Origin of the sequence: Paenibacillus donghaensis, from assembly GCF_002192415.1 — a bacterium.
Lineage (GTDB): Bacteria > Bacillota > Bacilli > Paenibacillales > Paenibacillaceae > Paenibacillus_AQ > Paenibacillus_AQ donghaensis.
On record NZ_CP021780.1, the window covers coordinates 7187876 to 7206072 of the forward strand.

At 50.2% G+C, this 18197-nt stretch carries 12 protein-coding genes, 10 tRNA genes and 3 rRNA genes; 24 read left to right on the forward strand and 1 reads right to left on the reverse strand.

The features are described 5' to 3' along the window. The 24 genes from recR (at position 1) to B9T62_RS32720 (ending at position 16539) form a co-directional block, all read left to right on the forward strand. Positions 1-600: a recombination mediator RecR gene (gene recR / locus B9T62_RS32605; protein ID WP_087919062.1), complete on the forward strand. Its 600-nt coding sequence runs from the start codon at positions 1-3 to the stop codon at positions 598-600. Between the two features lie 320 nt (positions 601-920). Beyond that, entirely contained in the window at positions 921-1175 is a 255-nt protein-coding gene (locus tag B9T62_RS32610; RefSeq protein ID WP_087919063.1) for a DUF2508 family protein, read from the forward strand. A 29-nt stretch (positions 1176-1204) separates the two neighbouring features. Then, positions 1205-1471 (forward strand): pro-sigmaK processing inhibitor BofA family protein, encoded by a 267-nt coding sequence (locus tag B9T62_RS32615; protein WP_211296377.1) that lies wholly within the window; start codon positions 1205-1207, stop codon positions 1469-1471. Between the two features lie 389 nt (positions 1472-1860). Beyond that, positions 1861-3418: ribosomal RNA gene (locus B9T62_RS32620) — 16S ribosomal RNA — on the forward strand. A gap of 122 nt (positions 3419-3540) precedes the next feature. Next, positions 3541-3657: ribosomal RNA gene (gene rrf, locus B9T62_RS32625) — 5S ribosomal RNA — on the forward strand. A 40-nt stretch (positions 3658-3697) separates the two neighbouring features. After that, positions 3698-3774: transfer RNA gene (locus B9T62_RS32630), tRNA-Ile, on the forward strand. 22 nt (positions 3775-3796) lie between these two features. After that, a tRNA-Ala gene (locus tag B9T62_RS32635) sits at positions 3797-3872 on the forward strand. 240 nt (positions 3873-4112) lie between these two features. Then, positions 4113-7041 (forward strand): 23S ribosomal RNA (locus B9T62_RS32640). The 16S, 23S and 5S rRNA genes sit together here with 10 tRNA genes alongside, the layout of an rRNA operon. 80 nt (positions 7042-7121) lie before the next feature. Then, positions 7122-7213 (forward strand) — tRNA-Ser (locus tag B9T62_RS32645). Between the two features lie 33 nt (positions 7214-7246). Next, a tRNA-Met gene (locus B9T62_RS32650) sits at positions 7247-7323 on the forward strand. A 9-nt stretch (positions 7324-7332) separates the two neighbouring features. Then, a tRNA-Val gene (locus B9T62_RS32655) sits at positions 7333-7408 on the forward strand. 31 nt (positions 7409-7439) lie between these two features. Then, positions 7440-7515, forward strand: a tRNA-Thr gene (locus tag B9T62_RS32660). Between the two features lie 15 nt (positions 7516-7530). Continuing rightward, positions 7531-7608: transfer RNA gene (locus B9T62_RS32665), tRNA-Asp, on the forward strand. A gap of 72 nt (positions 7609-7680) precedes the next feature. Next, a tRNA-Phe gene (locus B9T62_RS32670) sits at positions 7681-7753 on the forward strand. Between the two features lie 8 nt (positions 7754-7761). After that, positions 7762-7847 (forward strand) — tRNA-Tyr (locus tag B9T62_RS32675). Between the two features lie 7 nt (positions 7848-7854). Beyond that, positions 7855-7927: transfer RNA gene (locus B9T62_RS32680), tRNA-Lys, on the forward strand. Positions 7928-8079: 152 nt separating this feature from the next. After that, positions 8080-9174 carry a PucR family transcriptional regulator gene (locus tag B9T62_RS32685; RefSeq protein WP_087919064.1) on the forward strand — a complete coding sequence of 365 codons (1095 nt, stop codon included), beginning with the start codon at positions 8080-8082 and terminating at the stop codon, positions 9172-9174. Between the two features lie 108 nt (positions 9175-9282). Then, positions 9283-10404, forward strand: coding sequence for an ABC transporter ATP-binding protein (locus tag B9T62_RS32690; protein ID WP_087919065.1), 1122 nt, complete (start codon positions 9283-9285; stop codon positions 10402-10404). 311 nt (positions 10405-10715) lie between these two features. Further along, entirely contained in the window at positions 10716-11654 is a 939-nt protein-coding gene (gene hprK, locus B9T62_RS32695; RefSeq protein ID WP_087919066.1) for an HPr(Ser) kinase/phosphatase, read from the forward strand. A 12-nt stretch (positions 11655-11666) separates the two neighbouring features. After that, positions 11667-12686: a prolipoprotein diacylglyceryl transferase gene (lgt, locus tag B9T62_RS32700; protein ID WP_087919067.1), complete on the forward strand. Its 1020-nt coding sequence runs from the start codon at positions 11667-11669 to the stop codon at positions 12684-12686. 6 nt (positions 12687-12692) lie between these two features. After that, on the forward strand, positions 12693-13346 hold the full coding sequence (gene ppaX / locus B9T62_RS32705; protein WP_087919068.1) for a pyrophosphatase PpaX: 654 nt from the start codon (positions 12693-12695) through the stop codon (positions 13344-13346). Then, entirely contained in the window at positions 13343-13852 is a 510-nt protein-coding gene (locus B9T62_RS32710; RefSeq protein WP_087919069.1) for an acyltransferase, read from the forward strand. The genes ppaX and B9T62_RS32710 overlap by 4 nt, the downstream gene beginning before the upstream one ends. A 205-nt stretch (positions 13853-14057) precedes the next feature. Then, entirely contained in the window at positions 14058-15287 is a 1230-nt protein-coding gene (locus B9T62_RS32715; protein ID WP_087919070.1) for an acyltransferase, read from the forward strand. 82 nt (positions 15288-15369) lie between these two features. After that, on the forward strand, positions 15370-16539 hold the full coding sequence (locus B9T62_RS32720; RefSeq protein ID WP_087919071.1) for an acyltransferase: 1170 nt from the start codon (positions 15370-15372) through the stop codon (positions 16537-16539). An 84-nt stretch (positions 16540-16623) separates the two neighbouring features. Here B9T62_RS32720 and gntK read toward each other — a convergent pair whose 3' ends face one another. Then, positions 16624-18171, reverse strand: a complete 1548-nt coding sequence (gene gntK / locus B9T62_RS32725; protein ID WP_211296378.1) for a gluconokinase — start codon at positions 18169-18171, stop codon at positions 16624-16626. Between the last annotated feature and the right edge of the window lie 26 nt (positions 18172-18197).

An 18197-nucleotide genomic window follows, 5' to 3' on the forward strand; every position in this document is an offset into this window, starting at 1 on the left:
ATGTATTATCCCGAACCGCTAGCCAAGCTGATCGATGCTTTTACCCGTTTGCCTGGAATAGGGCCCAAGACAGCAGCCCGGCTGGCGTTTCATGTACTCAACATGAAAGAGGACGAGGTCATTGATTTTGCCAAGGCGTTGGTAAGCGTCAAGCGTAATTTGCATTATTGCTCTGTTTGCTGCAACATCACTGACACGGACCCGTGCCGGATCTGTCAGGACAAAACCCGTGATCCTTCGATTATCTGTGTAATTCAGGACTCCAAGGATCTGGTGGCGATCGAGCGAACCAAGGAATTTAACGGTTATTATCATGTGCTGCAGGGCGCAATATCGCCCATGGAGGGCATTGGACCGGACGATATCCGCCTGAAGGAGCTGCTTACCCGTCTCAGTGATGAGAGAGTCAAGGAATTGATCATGGCGACCAACCCCAATATTGAGGGTGAAGCGACAGCGATGTACATTTCCCGTCTGACCCGGCCCTTCGAAATTAAGATTACCCGTATAGCCCATGGCCTGCCTGTAGGTGGAGATCTTGAGTATGCAGATGAGGTTACCTTATCCAAAGCACTGGAGGGGCGTCGGGAGCTGTTCTAGCAGCTTACAGCGGACATTATAAGACAACTGCAGTTCCATAACTTAACAACCCTTTTGAACAGACTTCAGGATTATTTTCCGGCAGTCGTGTCCAAAAGGGTTTTTTGTCGTATACAGGACCGGACTGACTTACAGGAACGTGTTCGATTAACCTCCTGAGGTATTTTGATTAAGCTACCCTGGGTCCCTCCCGGTTTTATTCTGATCTGTGCGGTTTTTTTGTAGTTCTAAGTTTGTCCTTATTCCTATATGTATGAGGTAGCGGGGGTATAAGCAGTCACGACTGGCATACCTCAAGACGATCTGGAGGAGGAATAGGGATGAACTGGTGGAATCTATGGCGCCGTGTGTCGGAGCCCAAAGACACAGTGCCGTTAGAGGATGATGGCTGGAATACACTGCTTGAGGTACGCAAAGCACAATCCGAGTGGGAAAGAGCATACTTGATGTTTGATGAGGCATTGGGTCAGGATCAAATCGATTATGCTATTTATATCCTAGAGGCCGCCGAGCGCAAATATCAAATTCATTTGAAGCATGCCAAAAGATTAGGTCTGAACTCCAGTCGGATGTAGCGGATAGAATAGTAGAAAGGAGAGTATAGATGATCCGTTTAGCTGCAATAGGGGTAATGTTGCTATCGTTGGCATTGTTATTATTCATAGTATTTAGAAAAAAACTTGGTTTAGCTTGGTTAAGCCTGTTCGGAACTCATTTGATTCTCGCTTCGTTAGCCATATATATTGTCAATTTCTCGGGATGGATAACAGAAGTATATCTTCCCCTCAACCCAGCAACCATAGGCGCAGTAATGATTCTTGGTCTTCCTGGTGTGCTGATGTTGCTTGGATTAAGATTAACCTTGTTTTAAGGGTTGACGTAGCTTTGTAATATATGATACATTAAGTCTCGGCCCTTTGGACAAGGTATTCTAGTATAACTTGCTGAATGAGCCAAGCGTAAAATAAAACAAAAAAACGCTTGACTGAAATAAGGGTGCTGTGATATATTATAAAGGTCGCCGCTGACAAGCGACGATGAAGCAAATGAGACATTGATCTTTGAAAACTGAACAACGAGTGAGTGGGATTTTACGAAAGTAAAATCCAAAAGAAGATGGGTTTCACGCAAGTGAAGCTTGTCGGTAGAGAATGCAAATTCTCGTCAGATGTTTCAAATTGAGCATATCGCTCTTTTCAATACTTTATCGGATGGTTATTTTCTCGGAGTGATTCGGGGAAGTGATCGCTCGATAAAACCAATTTGGAGAGTTTGATCCTGGCTCAGGACGAACGCTGGCGGCATGCCTAATACATGCAAGTCGAGCGGAGTTTTGTTGAAAGCTTGCTTTCAACAGGATTCAGCGGCGGACGGGTGAGTAACACGTAGGCAACCTGCCCCTTAGCCTGGGATAACTACCGGAAACGGTAGCTAATACCGGATAATTCCTTGGTTCTCCTGAACCGAGGATGAAAGGCGGAGCAATCTGCCCTTAAGGGATGGGCCTGCGGCGCATTAGCTAGTTGGTGAGGTAACGGCTCACCAAGGCGACGATGCGTAGCCGACCTGAGAGGGTGAACGGCCACACTGGGACTGAGACACGGCCCAGACTCCTACGGGAGGCAGCAGTAGGGAATCTTCCGCAATGGGCGAAAGCCTGACGGAGCAATGCCGCGTGAGTGATGAAGGTTTTCGGATCGTAAAGCTCTGTTGCCAGGGAAGAACGTCCGGTAGAGTAACTGCTATCGGAGTGACGGTACCTGAGAAGAAAGCCCCGGCTAACTACGTGCCAGCAGCCGCGGTAATACGTAGGGGGCAAGCGTTGTCCGGAATTATTGGGCGTAAAGCGCGCGCAGGCGGCTATTTAAGTCTGGTGTTTAAACCTTGGGCTCAACCTAAGGTCGCACTGGAAACTGGGTGGCTTGAGTACAGAAGAGGAAAGTGGAATTCCACGTGTAGCGGTGAAATGCGTAGATATGTGGAGGAACACCAGTGGCGAAGGCGACTTTCTGGGCTGTAACTGACGCTGAGGCGCGAAAGCGTGGGGAGCAAACAGGATTAGATACCCTGGTAGTCCACGCCGTAAACGATGAGTGCTAGGTGTTAGGGGTTTCGATACCCTTGGTGCCGAAGTTAACACAGTAAGCACTCCGCCTGGGGAGTACGGTCGCAAGACTGAAACTCAAAGGAATTGACGGGGACCCGCACAAGCAGTGGAGTATGTGGTTTAATTCGAAGCAACGCGAAGAACCTTACCAGGTCTTGACATCCCTCTGAATCTGCTAGAGATAGCAGCGGCCTTCGGGACAGAGGAGACAGGTGGTGCATGGTTGTCGTCAGCTCGTGTCGTGAGATGTTGGGTTAAGTCCCGCAACGAGCGCAACCCTTATGCTTAGTTGCCAGCACGTGATGGTGGGCACTCTAAGCAGACTGCCGGTGACAAACCGGAGGAAGGTGGGGATGACGTCAAATCATCATGCCCCTTATGACCTGGGCTACACACGTACTACAATGGCCGGTACAAAGGGCTGCGAAACCGCGAGGTGGAGCGAATCCCAACAAAGCCGGTCTCAGTTCGGATTGCAGGCTGCAACTCGCCTGCATGAAGTCGGAATTGCTAGTAATCGCGGATCAGCATGCCGCGGTGAATACGTTCCCGGGTCTTGTACACACCGCCCGTCACACCACGAGAGTTTACAACACCCGAAGTCGGTGGGGTAACCCGCAAGGGAGCCAGCCGCCGAAGGTGGGGTAGATAATTGGGGTGAAGTCGTAACAAGGTAGCCGTATCGGAAGGTGCGGCTGGATCACCTCCTTTCTATGGAGAATCGTTTCCTGAGACGGAAACATTCGAACAGAAGCGTAAGCTTCTATAGAACCTTCGGGTTCAACACACTCACTCGTGTTCAGTTTTGAAAGAGCAAGTCTCTTTCGTATGCGTTTGGTGGCGATAGCGGAGGGGTTCCACACGTACCCATCCCGAACACGACCGTTAAGTCCTCCAGCGCCGATGGTACTTGGACCGAAGGGTCCTGGGAGAGTAGGACGCCGCCAAGCGCACACTTATGAATTTCATAAGCGTCATTGATATGAATAAGGGCCTTTAGCTCAGCTGGTTAGAGCGCACCCCTGATAAGGGTGAGGTCGGTGGTTCGAGTCCACTAAGGCCCACCATTTCAACTTCATATCCTATTATGGGGCCATAGCTCAGCTGGGAGAGCGCCTGCCTTGCAAGCAGGAGGTCAGCGGTTCGATCCCGCTTGGCTCCACCAACAATGTTTTACAGAATAATGTATGCAACACCTTGATCCTTGAAAACTGGATACCGAAACGAATTTGCGTTTAGAACATCTTTTAGCTATAACTTGTGCAAACAAGTGAATTAGTTATTAGCTGGAAGCGAAGGTTTTGGATTGTGAAGCGACCTTTGGCTTTGAACAGAGTAGCGAACGGATTAGTCCGGTAGCGCTGTTCAAAACAAGATGAGCGAACAAGCCAAACACCGGAGCGATGGTTAAGCTAATAAGAGCACACGGAGGATGCCTAGGCGCCAGGAGCCGACGAAGGACGTGGCGAACAACGAAACTGCCTCGGGGAGCTGTAAGCAAGCTTTGATCCGGGGGTGTCCGAATGGGGAAACCCAGCTGTGGTAATTCGCAGTTACTCCTCTCTGAATACATAGGAGAGGTAGAGGCAGACCAGGGGAACTGAAACATCTAAGTACCCTGAGGAAGAGAAAACAATAGTGATTCCGTCAGTAGCGGCGAGCGAACGCGGAACAGCCTAAACCTAAGAGCTTGCTCTTAGGGGTTGTGGGACGTCTCACATGGAGTTACAAAGGAATATAGTAGGCGAAGAGGTCTGGAAAGGCCCGCGATAGAGGTAAAAGCCCTGTAGCCTAAACTGTATTCTCTCCGAGACGGATCCCGAGTAGTGCGGGGCACGTGAAACCCCGTATGAATCCAGCAGGACCATCTGCTAAGGCTAAATACTACCTGGCGACCGATAGTGAAACAGTACCGTGAGGGAAAGGTGAAAAGCACCCCGGAAGGGGAGTGAAATAGAACCTGAAACCGTGTGCTTACAAAAAGTCAGAGCCCGTTTTAGGGGTGATGGCGTGCCTTTTGTAGAATGAACCGGCGAGTTACGTTTACCATGCAAGGTTAAGGTGAGAAGCCGGAGCCGCAGCGAAAGCGAGTCTGAATAGGGCGATTTGAGTATGGGGGCGTAGACCCGAAACCGTGTGATCTACCCCTGTCCAGGGTGAAGGTGCGGTAACACGCACTGGAGGCCCGAACCCACGCATGTTGAAAAATGCGGGGATGAGGTGGGGGTAGCGGAGAAATTCCAATCGAACTCGGAGATAGCTGGTTCTCCCCGAAATAGCTTTAGGGCTAGCCTCGGTATAAGAATAGTGGAGGTAGAGCACTGATTGGGTGCGGGGCCCGCAAGGGTTACCAAGCTCAGTCAAACTCCGAATGCCACATATTTATTGCCGGGAGTCAGACAGTGAGTGCTAAGATCCATTGTCGAAAGGGAAACAGCCCAGACCATCAGCTAAGGTCCCCAAGTGTGTGTTAAGTGGGAAAGGATGTGGAGTTGCACAGACAACCAGGATGTTGGCTTAGAAGCAGCCACCATTGAAAGAGTGCGTAATAGCTCACTGGTCGAGTGACTCTGCGCCGAAAATGTAACGGGGCTAAACACACCACCGAAGCTATGGCTAGATACAATGTATCTGGGGTAGGGGAGCGTTGTATATACGTTGAAGGTATACCGTGAGGAGTGCTGGAGCGTATACAAGTGAGAATGCCGGTATGAGTAACGAAAAGATCAGTGAGAATCTGATCCGCCGAAAGCCCAAGGTTTCCTGAGGAAGGCTCGTCCGCTCAGGGTAAGTCGGGACCTAAGGCGAGGCCGAAAGGCGTAGTCGAAGGACAACAGTTTGAAATTACTGTACCACCGTAATCCGCTATGAGCGATGGGGTGACGCAGGAGGGTAGTGACGCGGACTGATGGATGTGTCCGTCTAAGCAGTGAGGCTGATGTGTAGGCAAATCCGCACATCGTGAAGGCTGGGCTGTGATGGGGAGCGAAAATGTTAGTAGCGAAGGTCATGATCTCACACTGCCAAGAAAAGCCTCTAGCCAGGAGAAGGTGCCCGTACCGCAAACCGACACAGGTAGGCGAGAAGAGAATTCTAAGGCGCGCGGAAGAACTCTCGTTAAGGAACTCGGCAAAATGACCTCGTAACTTCGGGAGAAGAGGTGCCTCGGTAGGGTGAATAGCCCGAGGGGGCCGCAGTGAAAAGGCCCAAGCGACTGTTTAGCAAAAACACAGGTCTGTGCGAAGCCGTAAGGCGAAGTATACGGGCTGACGCCTGCCCGGTGCTGGAAGGTTAAGGGGAGCGGTTAGGAGCAATCCGAAGCTGTGAACCGAAGCCCCAGTAAACGGCGGCCGTAACTATAACGGTCCTAAGGTAGCGAAATTCCTTGTCAGGTAAATTCTGACCCGCACGAATGGCGTAACGACTTGGGCGCTGTCTCAACGAGAGATCCGGTGAAATTTTAATACCTGTGAAGATGCAGGTTACCCGCGACAAGACGGAAAGACCCCATGGAGCTTTACTGCAGCTTGATATTGAATTTGGGTACGATCTGTACAGGATAGGTGGGAGCCAGAGAAGCAGGAGCGCAAGCTTCTGCAGAGGCGCCGTTGGGATACCACCCTGATCGTATCTAGGTTCTAACCTAGTGCCCTTATCGGGTACGGGGACCGTGTCAGGCGGGCAGTTTGACTGGGGCGGTCGCCTCCTAAAGAGTAACGGAGGCGTTCCAAGGTTCCCTCAGAATGGTTGGAAATCATTCGCAGAGTGCAAAGGCATAAGGGAGCTTGACTGCGAGACCTACAAGTCGAGCAGGGACGAAAGTCGGACTTAGTGATCCGGTGGTACCGCATGGAAGGGCCATCGCTCAACGGATAAAAGCTACCCTGGGGATAACAGGCTTATCTCCCCCAAGAGTCCACATCGACGGGGAGGTTTGGCACCTCGATGTCGGCTCATCGCATCCTGGGGCTGAAGTAGGTCCCAAGGGTTGGGCTGTTCGCCCATTAAAGCGGTACGCGAGCTGGGTTCAGAACGTCGTGAGACAGTTCGGTCCCTATCTGTCGTGGGCGCAGGAAATTTGAGAGGAGCTGTCCTTAGTACGAGAGGACCGGGATGGACGTACCGCTGGTGCACCAGTTGTTCCGCCAGGAGCATGGCTGGGTAGCTACGTACGGACGGGATAAGCGCTGAAAGCATCTAAGCGTGAAGCCCCCCTCAAGATGAGATTTCCCAATTAGTAAGACCCCTTGAAGACGACGAGGTAGATAGGTTGGAGGTGGAAGTGCAGCAATGCATGGAGCTGACCAATACTAATCGGTCGAGGGCTTATCCACATCTTAAAACGCAGATTTGTTTCGGATTCAGTTTTCAGGCATCAAGCCTGTATGGATTATATGGAAAACCGTTCTTGTTCGGAGAGATACCCAAGTGGCTATAAGGGGACCCTCTGCTAAGGGGTTAGACTGCGTAAGCGGTGCGAGGGTTCGAATCCCTCTCTCTCCGCCATTTCATATTCCATCCATTATCCATATGTTATGTGGCGGCGTAGCTCAGCTGGCTAGAGCGTACGGTTCATACCCGTGAGGTCGGGGGTTCGATCCCCTCTGCCGCTACCATACATACCCGGAGGCTTAGCTCAGCTGGGAGAGCATCTGCCTTACAAGCAGAGGGTCGGGGGTTCGATCCCCTCAGCCTCCACCATATTTACTTTTGTACAATCTATATACATCGTGCCGGTGTAGCTCAACTGGTAGAGCAACTGACTTGTAATCAGTAGGTTGGGGGTTCAAGTCCTCTCGCCGGCACCATTATCACCAAAGTGTGGAACCGTGGTGTAGTTGGCCTAACATGCCTGCCTGTCACGCAGGAGATCGCGGGTTCGAATCCCGTCGGTTCCGCCACTTATAATTTCCACAAATGGAGTGGAAGCTTGATTTTCCGCTTTATTGCTATGTAGTTTTATGAATCTTTATGGCTCGGTAGCTCAGTCGGTAGAGCAGAGGACTGAAAATCCTCGTGTCGGCGGTTCGATTCCGTCCCGAGCCACCTTTCCTGGAGGATTAGCGAAGTGGCCAAACGCATCAGACTGTAAATCTGCTCACGTAAGTGTTCGGTGGTTCGAATCCATCATCCTCCACCAGTTTTATGAGCCATTAGCTCAGTTGGTAGAGCACCTGACTTTTAATCAGGGTGTCGAAGGTTCGAATCCTTCATGGCTCATCCTAATAATATCATTTATCCACCGTCCTTTAGGACGGTGGATTTTTGCGTTCATTATATTAACAAATGAAACGGTATTGAGCATTGCCGCAAATTGTTGCAAAATATGATAAAATAGGCGAAAAGAGCAAAAGTGGTGGAGTATGGTGGCAATGGATAGTGAGACACTGCGTTTAAAACTGGAGCAACTAACCGGAAAGAAAACCGGAATTAAACAGCTGGGGAGACAACACTCAGCATCTCTTTTTACGGTAGAAGCGGAAGCCAAGGGTGAGCCAGTTATCGTTGAAGGGCGCCTGTGGGTTCCTTTGTATGAGAATGATGGAAGAATAACTGCGGTGTGGCTGGAGTTAGACGGATTATCGGCGATAGAGATGCGATTGGCCAATTATGCTGCTGTCAACTTCGCTGTTGCCCTCAAGGCGGCAGGGCTGCGAGAGGAAGGGGAAGTTGAAGCCCGTCAGCTCAGCGGCTGGCTGAACTCTCAGCTGGAGCAAGAGAAGGATGATTCGGAAATACCCGATGATATGGCCTTAAAAGGACGGCTCTTCGGTAATATGGTACCTTTCCTGCTGGTTAGCGAGAATATGCACAGTCCACAGATATCCTACCGTTCATTAATGAAGCTGCTGCGCAGTTATTTCGAGAACGAAATTCTGCTGATTCCGCTGCAGGAGAAGGAATGGCTAATTCTGGCCCGCAAGGATCTGCTCACAGGTGGGGATGATAAGGAATATGAGGAAGAGAGTGAGGATGAACTGCTCTCCCAGACCTGTATGGGGCTGCATGAGCTGATTGCCAGTGAATGGGTTGGCGTATTTCATCTGGCGGTAGCTCCTCCGGTGGTGCCGGTTAAAGGTCTAACCGGATCAGTGGCTTTACTGCGCGAGACAATTATCCTTGGACGTATCTTCCAGGTAGGTTCCTATATTCATTTGCCTTGGGAGCTGCATCTGGAGCGTTTGGTGAACAGTATACCCGACGCGCGCCGCCGGCAGCTGCTGGCACAGATAGGAGATTACACCGCAGTGCTGGCAGATAAAGAAATGCTGCTGACACTGGAAACCTTTTTTCAGATGGACTGTAATGTGAGTGAAACTGCAAAGAAATTATACATTCACCGCAACACGCTGCTCTACCGTCTGGACAAAATTAAACAGGAAACCGGAGCCGATGTCCGCAGCTTTGGAGACGCTGCCATTGTTAAGCTGACCATGCTATTGTATAAAGTAACGAAAAGAAAATAGGTTTTTTGTGAACGTTACAAATAGCCATTATCCCAGGAGTGGGGTAAGATAAGTGTACAAGAGAAATGAATTGTTTTATCTAAATAATTGACTCGAGGGGGAAATACAATGGCAGGCGTACGTTTAGAGCATATTTTCAAAAAATACCCGGGTGCTGATAAAGCGACAGTAATCGATATCAATCTTGACATAAAAGATAAGGAATTTCTGGTTCTGGTAGGACCGTCCGGTTGTGGTAAATCCACAACACTGCGGATGATCGCAGGTCTGGAAGAAATCTCCGAAGGCAAGATGTACATTGGCGACCGCGTTGTTAATGACGTAGCTCCTAAAGACCGCGACATCGCGATGGTATTCCAATCCTACGCCTTGTATCCACATATGAGTGTGTATCAGAACATGGCGTTCGGTTTGAAACTGCGTAAAGTGAAGAAAGAAGAAATCGACAAGAAGGTTCGTGACGCTGCCAAGGTTCTCGATATTGAGCATTTGCTTGAGCGTAAACCTAAAGCCCTGTCTGGTGGTCAACGCCAACGTGTTGCCTTGGGCCGTGCGATTGTCCGTGACCCACAGGTCTTCCTGATGGATGAGCCTCTCTCCAACTTGGATGCTAAACTTCGTGGTCAGATGCGTGCCGAAATCACCAAATTGGTGAAACGTCTCGAAACCACATGTATCTACGTAACGCATGACCAGACCGAAGCTATGACGATGGGTGACCGTATCGTAGTTATGTATGATGGTATCATTCAACAGGCTGCATCGCCTGAAGAATTGTACAACGAACCAACCAACTTGTTCGTTGCCGGATTCATTGGTTCCCCTACAATGAACTTTATCACTGGTAAATTGTCCGAAGTTGGCGGTGCTATCCGTTTCCGCGCTGACAACCTGGATGTTGAAGTGCCAGGCGGCAAAGCACAGATCATCCGCAACAAAGGTTACATCGGCAAAGAAGTTATTATGGGTGTTCGTCCGGAAGATATCCATGAAGAGCCAGTATTCCTGGAAGCTTCACCAAACACCATCTTCACTTCCCTGGTTGATGTTACAGAGAACTTGGGTCATGAAATGCTGATCTACCTGAGTGGTCTTGGTGCTGGTACTGTGGTTGCCCGTGTTGACGGACGTTCCACTACCCGTGAAGGCAGCAAGCCTAAGCTGGCTATCGACATGAACAAAGTTCACTTCTTTGATAAAGAGTCCGAACTTAACATTTTGCTGGGATAAGATCGCTTGTCCATCTGCCAAGTAGAAACGGCTTCGCTGTCCTCTGAAAGAGGGGGCATCCGTTTCTGCGAGAAATAGAAGGATAAAGCATCAGATGAAACTTATACTTTCTTATATTTTCATAAAGAAGCCACCCGAAAGGGTGGCTTTATTGTTTATACAGAAGCCTTCAGCAACAGGCATTAAGATTGCATTCATAGGCGTTATCCATTAAGATAGCAGAAGAATTACCTTCGGATGAATGGACAGGTTGTTGGGCCGAACACAGGAAGCGGATACCCACCGCAGGTTGACGAAAGGAAGAACAATATATGGCTAAGAAAGTAAAAGTATCGGAATTGGTACAGCATTTTCAATTGGAAGTGATTTCTGGACAAGAAGGCTTGAAGCGGCCGATTACGGTCGACGATTTGAATCGTCCGGGTCTGGAAATGGCCGGATATTTCGAATATTATCCGGAAGAACGGGTACAGCTGCTTGGCAAGACGGAGCTTGCTTTCTTCTCCATGCTGCCGGAAGAAGAGCGTGTTAGCCGGGTACGCGGGATTTGCAATGACAACACGCCTTGTATCGTCATTACACGCGGACTGGATGTGCCGCAGGAATTCATCGACATTAGCAACGAGAAGGGACTACCGGTGCTGCGCAGCGCAATGGCTACTACTATTTTCTCCAGCCGACTGACCAGCTTCCTCGAAGGCAAGCTTGCTCCTACAGCAACGATCCACGGCGTTCTCTGTGATGTATATGGTGTGGGCATGCTGATTACCGGCAGCAGCGGTATCGGCAAGAGTGAAACGGCGCTGGAGCTTGTCAAACGCGGTCACCGTCTGATTGCCGATGATGCGGTTGAAATTCGCCAAACATCCGACAACCAGCTTCATGGTACTGCGCCGGAACTGATCCGCCACCTGCTGGAGATTCGCGGAGTAGGCATCATTAATGTAATGACCCTGTTCGGTGCCGGAGCGATCCGTAATCACAAGCGGATTACACTGGTGGTAAGACTGGAGGCCTGGCAGCAAGACAAGCAATATGATCGTCTGGGGCTGGATGAAGAGACCACGCGGATTATTGATACGGATGTTCCGTTGGTGACAATACCAGTACGTCCGGGACGCAACCTTGCGGTTATTATTGAAGTGGCTGGGATGAACTACCGTCTGAAGCAAATGGGCTTCAATGCTGCGCTGCAGTTTACCAATAAACTAACTGCCACCATATCCGAAGACATGGATGATATGGACTAGGAGGCCGAGACAATGTTCCCTTTAGCAATAGATCCAATTGTGTTCTCTATCGGTTCACTGCCGGTACACTGGTACGGTTTAATTTTGGGGCTTGGCGCACTGGCAGGTCTGTATCTTGCCATCCGTGAAGGCAAACGTTACGGCATCCCCCAGGAATTTTTTATGGACATGCTGCTTCTTGGTGTGCCTTCTGCAATTATCGGGGCACGCATATATTTCGTTGCGTTCAAGTGGGAAGATTACAAAGACAACTTCATGGATGTCTTCAAGATTTGGAATGGCGGGATTGCCATCTATGGTGCCTTAATCGGAGCCATCATCTGCGCGATTATTTATTTCCGCTATAAAGGTTATCCGTTCTGGCGGTTGGTTGACATCTGTGCACCAGGGCTGCTTGCAGGCCAAATGATCGGACGTTGGGGCAACTTTGTCAACCAGGAAGCTTACGGCGGAGTAGTGGAGGAATCCTTTTTGCGGGATAAGTTTCACTTGCCGGACTTTATCGTTAATCAAATGTACATAGATGGTGCTTTCCATCATCCTACCTTCTTATATGAATCGTTATGGAGTCTGCTTGGCATCGCGCTGCTGATGGTTCTCCGTCGTCAGAAATTCGTGCGTGCAGGCGAAATCTTCCTCTCTTATTTCATCTGGTATTCTATCGGACGTTTCTTTATTGAAGCGATGCGTACAGACAGCCTTGCTTTTAACGGCAGCAGCGGTTTGGCCTCGTTCATGAATGGCCTGTGGAGTCCAATGACCTGGTTCGGTTTCGAGCAAGGGTATCTTGATCCTGCCTACGGCAATGTTCGCAGCTCGCAGCTGCTCGCCCTGCTGATTATTCTGGTGGCTATTGTACTGATTGTAATCCGGCGGGTAACTGGAAGATCAAGTGCGCATTATTCTGATCCTATCGTAAGTACCAAGCAGCTTGCCACAGATACAATTGTGCCTGATCAGGACGTCAATACAACTCAGAGTTCATCTCAGCCGCAATCCAGGATGCCGGTGGATCGAGATAAGAAGGAGTAAGAAATCATGATGGAATGCGTTCTGTTTGACCTGGACGGTACAATTGTGAATACGAATGAATTGATTATCAGTTCATTTATGCATGCACTGGAGCACAACAACCTGGCCCCGTTAAGCCGGGAACAGATGATTCCCCATATGGGAACCACGCTCCAGCAGCAGATGAGAGCATTCAGTGGGCTTGAGGACGTCAGCATTCTGGAGAAATCCTACCGCGCCTACAATTATGAGCATCATGATGAGCTGATCCGCGCTTTTCCCCAGGTGAATGAAACGATGGAGGAACTTGTACGCCTCGGCTGCAAGCTGGGTATTGTCACCACCAAGATTCGTCCCACTACCCTTAAGGCGCTGGAGATGTTCGATCTGCTCAAATATATGGATACCATCGTAACGGTAGAGGATGTAGCTGAACCCAAGCCGCATCCTGAGCCGGTACTGACAGCTGTTCGCAATCTGGGGGTTGATCCGCGTTCTACGCTGATGGTGGGTGACAGTCCGGTCGATATCCAGTCCGCCAAGACGGCGGGTGTTCGGGTGGCTGGAGTAGCCTGGTCACTTAAAGGGGAAAAGACGCTCAGCACCTACGAGCCTGACTACATCATTCATGAAATGCAGGAGATTATCCAAATTGTAGAGCAGGGGACGAATAACTATTGAGAAAAGTAACCCGCTACCCTGTAGAAGGGCATAACTCTTTATGGTATATCTACCGTACTGTCAGTCCGTGGAAGGGCGTTCGCAATTTTATTTTTATCCAGATCGCCAGATATTGCCCCATCCTTTCCCTGAAGAATTGGATTTATCGTAATGTGCTGGGGATGAAGGTGGGTAAACATACGGCATTTGGGCTGATGGCGATGGTCGATGTGTTTTTTCCGGAAAAGATTACCGTAGGCGAGAATTCCATTATCGGCTATAATACTACAATCCTGGCCCATGAGTATCTGATTCATGAATATCGGCTGGGCGAAGTGGTTATTGGTGAGAATGTGCTTGTCGGGGCCAATACGACTATATTGCCGGGTGTGACTATCGGCGACCGGGCAGTAATTGCCGCCGGCTCTGTGGTGCACAAGGACGTAGCTGCGGATACCTTTGTAGGGGGCAACCCCTTGCGGGAGCTGCGCTCCTCTAAGCTTGAAGATCCACTGGATCCCATCTGAACGATTGAAGTATACCTGTCTCATGGAAAGTAACAATGAGCGGGTATTTGGTCTTTTAATAGACAATAGCGGGGCCAATATAGGGTTCTACTCCAAATATCAGAATCACACTCATCGGGTAAGGCATACAGATGATATTTTCAGTGTAACTTTCCGCTTAATGTCTCTATGAATTAGCCATCATAGCAGAAAAGAGGAAATCTAAGTGAGTACCTTGAAACAAGAAAGACTGCCGCAGCTGGATATATTCCGGGCGATTGCCATCTTGGGGGTTATCCATGTCCACTCCTCATCTTTTGCAGCAGCCGAACAGGGCCTGAACTCGCCCTATTATTATTGGCTTAACTGGATTAATATTTTCTTTAAGTTTGGAACACCATCGTTTATTTTTCTAAGCAGCTTCGTGCTCTTCTATAATTACTACGGGCGTCCTGTGACACGCAGCCTGATCGGCAACTTCTACCGCCGGCGCATGACCTACATTCTGCTGCCTTACCTGCTGGCCTCTATGGGCTATTATGGGCTGAAGCTGTACGTGAACGGAGAATTTGCCTCGGAGTCGGCTATAGACAATTTGCTGAGTTTCCTGCGTGCCTTGTTTACAGGCTCTGCTTATGCGCATTTATATTTTGTGTTTATCAGTATTCAGTTTTATATATTTTTTCCGCTTATTCTGAAGCTGCTGCAGAGCTCCCGGATTTGGGTGCGTCTGGCGATACCGCTTGGTTTTGGCCTGCAATGGGGTTTCATCTTCTTGAATAAATACCAGCTTCATATTATTGAGAAAGGCAGCTTGGCTATCTCCTATCTCGCCTATTATATGATGGGCGCATTTGTTGCGATTCATTTCGATAAAGTGAAGCAGTGGCTGACAACGCCTTGGGGCCAAATGAGCTCATTGTACAAAAAGCTCACAGTGCTGCTGCTGAGCTGCTGGCTGGTTGCGGCCTTTACACATGTGCAGCTATGGTACAATGGCCGTCATGATGGAATCTGGGTTAATTCACTGTGGTATGAGCTGTTATGGAATCTGCATACGATGCTCTCGGCGCTGTCGCTGATGTACTTCGCATTCCTGATCTACCGCAGTGCTCCGCGTGCTGTCGTGGCCTGGTTGACGCGTCTGGGTGAGCTATCGTTCGCTGTTTATCTGATTCATCCATTGGTGCTCTTGATCTACCGCCGGTTCCGTTATCATATTCCGCTTGAATCGTTCACTTATGTTATGTTTGTCTATGGAGGGCTAGTGGCTGCGCTCACGATCAGTTGGCTGCTGACTCAATTTGTGTTCCGCCGGTTCCGGTTATCCTGGGTGATATTTGGCAGCGTGCCACGTTCACTCAGCCCTGCTTCCAGAGGTACAAAGGGCACTGAATCAAACGGAGCCGTTAACAGCCCGGCCAATCAGCGTAAACAAGAGAATAGGGGCATGTAAGGCTGCAGAAGAGTCTCATGTCTAATAAGTAGAGGTAATTGCTCCAGGTATTCTGGGAAGCGGAAGTAACAGGAGGAAGTTTATGATACAGAAGGAGAAAATTCCGCAGCTTGATATCTATCGGGCATTGGCTATCTTTGCCGTCTTGGCTATTCATGCCACTTCGCGCACTTTGACGGAAATGTCAGGGACACCGCTTTTTTATCCTTTTCTATGGATTAATAAATTTAGCCAATTTGCAGTGCCATCGTTTATCTTTCTTAGCGGATTTGTATTGTTCTACAATTATATCGACCGTCCACTCGGTGGGAAAATGCTCGGTAAATTCTATACCCGCCGATTAATTTACATTATTGTTCCGTATATCGTTTTTTCGGTGCTGTATTTCGCGCTCAAAATGACGGATGGACATCTCTGGGGGCTTCCTCTGGCAGAGCAGGCCTCGAAGTTGGGCAAATATCTGCGGAATGGAACGGCTTATACCCATCTGTATTACATCATTATTATTATTCAGTTCTATGTGCTGTTTCCGCTCCTGCTATGGCCGTTGCAGAAGCTGCGCCGGCTGGCGGCCTGGGCGCCGCTGATTGGACTGCTACTGCAATGGGGATTCGTACTGTTGAACAAATATATGACCAATCACGGCTACTGGGAGCTGTCGAGAGGCAGCTTGGCGATTACGTATTTCTCCTATTTCCTGCTCGGAGCGGGCATTGCGGTATATTATACCCGGCTGAAGTCATGGCTCGTCGTTTCAAGAGAAGGCTGGCGTTCGGGTAAAGGGGCTGCCTGGATTGCCCTCTGGCTGCTGTGGGCAGCCGCCGGAATGATTCATGTGGAGCTATGGCATAACAACTATGTCCACAGTACAGTGATTAACAGCTTGTGGTATGATGCCTTTTTCAATCTGCACGCACTGTTATCCTGTCTGGTTCTGTTCCAAGTATCGTATATGCTGTACGGACAAGGACGGAATTTACTGTCCAGAGTGCTGGTTTCCATTGGGGCTTGCTCCTTCGGAATTTTCCTGCTCCATCCGGCTGTTCTTTTCTTCTATAGAAAAATACCGTTTCACGGCGGGTACCTGGCCTATATGCTGTCCATTGCCGGCGGCTGGCTGGCGGCGCTGCTGATCTCCTGGCTGGTTGTACATCTGGCCTTCCGCTACCTGCGTCCGGCCTGGATCATGTTCGGAACAGCGCCTCAGAAGCCGCAGTCCATAACACAGCTACAACAAACGGATCGCCGCTGAACTCATCAATAACGCCGGTTCTCTGCATCATGCGGAGAACCGGCGTTATTGATGTTTGGAAGAGAGCAGAGAGGGGTTGATCGGCTATTCTCCGGCCTCTTCACGCTGGAACTCGGCAATCGCCTCATACTGACTCTCCAGGCTGCGGAAGACGGAGATATAGATCGGAAGCAGCCGCTTATAGACCTTGGCATGTGCTTCAATAGGTTCATGCTGATGCGTAGAACCAATCATCTCGAACACGATGTCCAGCGAGTCTGTATGCCCTGTAGCGTAGAGTCCAAGCACAACTGCACCCAGACAGGAGCTCTCGAAGCTCTCGGGAACAACAACTTCCTGGTCAAAAATATCAGCCATCATCTGCCGCCACAAGGAGGAACGGGCAAAACCGCCTGTCGCCAGGATCTGGCGGGGCCGCCCAATCTGCTCTTCCATCGCCAGCAGCACCGTATACATATTAAAGATGACACCCTCCAGCACGGAGCGGATCATATGCTCTTTGTGATGATTCATGGTCAGACCGAAAAAAGAACCCCGTGCATCCGGGTTCCACAGCGGCGCCCGTTCGCCGCTGAGATACGGATGGAACAACAGGCCGCCGCTGCCCGGTGGAACCTGCTCGGCAATCCGGGTCAGCACTTCATAAGGGTCAATCCCGAGCCGTTTCGCTGTCTCCACCTCGGAGGCAGCCAATTCATCTCTTACCCAGCGGAACAGCATGCCGCCGTTATTAACCGGCCCTCCGATGACCCAGTGCTTATCGGTGAGCGCGTAACAGAAGATCCGGCCTTTGGGATCCGTAATCGGCCGGTCGACTACCGTGCGGATCGCGCCGCTGGTACCAATCGTGGCAGCGATCACGCCGGGGCGGATTGCCCCGACTCCGAGATTGGAGAGCACGCCGTCGCTTGCGCCCACTACGCAAGGCGTGGATTCAAGCAGCCCCAGCTCCTCCGCCAGTCCGGGGAGCAGCCCCTGTAGAATCTCTGTCGTCGGCACAGGGCGGGATAGCCGGTCCGGTGTAATTCCGGCGATCTTCAGCGCCGCCGGGTCCCAGTCCAACTGCTCCAGATTGAACATCCCTGTAGAAGAGGCGATGGAATGATCAATCACATAGTCTCCGAATAGCCGGGCAATCACATATTCTTTGATGGAGATGAATTTTACTGCCCGGCTGAACAGCTCCGGCTGCTCTTCGCGCAGCCACATCAGCTTCGTGATTGGCGACATCGGGTGGATCGGTGTTCCGGTCCGCAGATACAGCTCATGCCCGTTCAACTCATGCTTCAGACGGAGTGCATATTTGGCACTGCGGTTGTCCGCCCAGGTAATGCAGGCGGTCAGCGGTTTCCCTTGGCCATCAACAGCAATCACACTGTGCATGGCTGAACTGAAGGCGATGAAGAGGACGGCTTGCGGATCAATTGCGCTCTTCGACATGACAGTGGAGACCGTATGCATCACGGCCTGTCTGATCTGTTCCGGGTCCTGCTCTGCGACTGAGGGGGAAGGCTGATGCAGTGGATATCCCTGGCTGGCCTGAGTGACAATCCGGCCGCTTCGTTCAAACAGCACGGCTTTGGTGCTGGTGGTGCCAATATCAATGCCAATCATGTACAGTTTATTCAACATACGATCCTTCTTTCTGTCTGGAATGC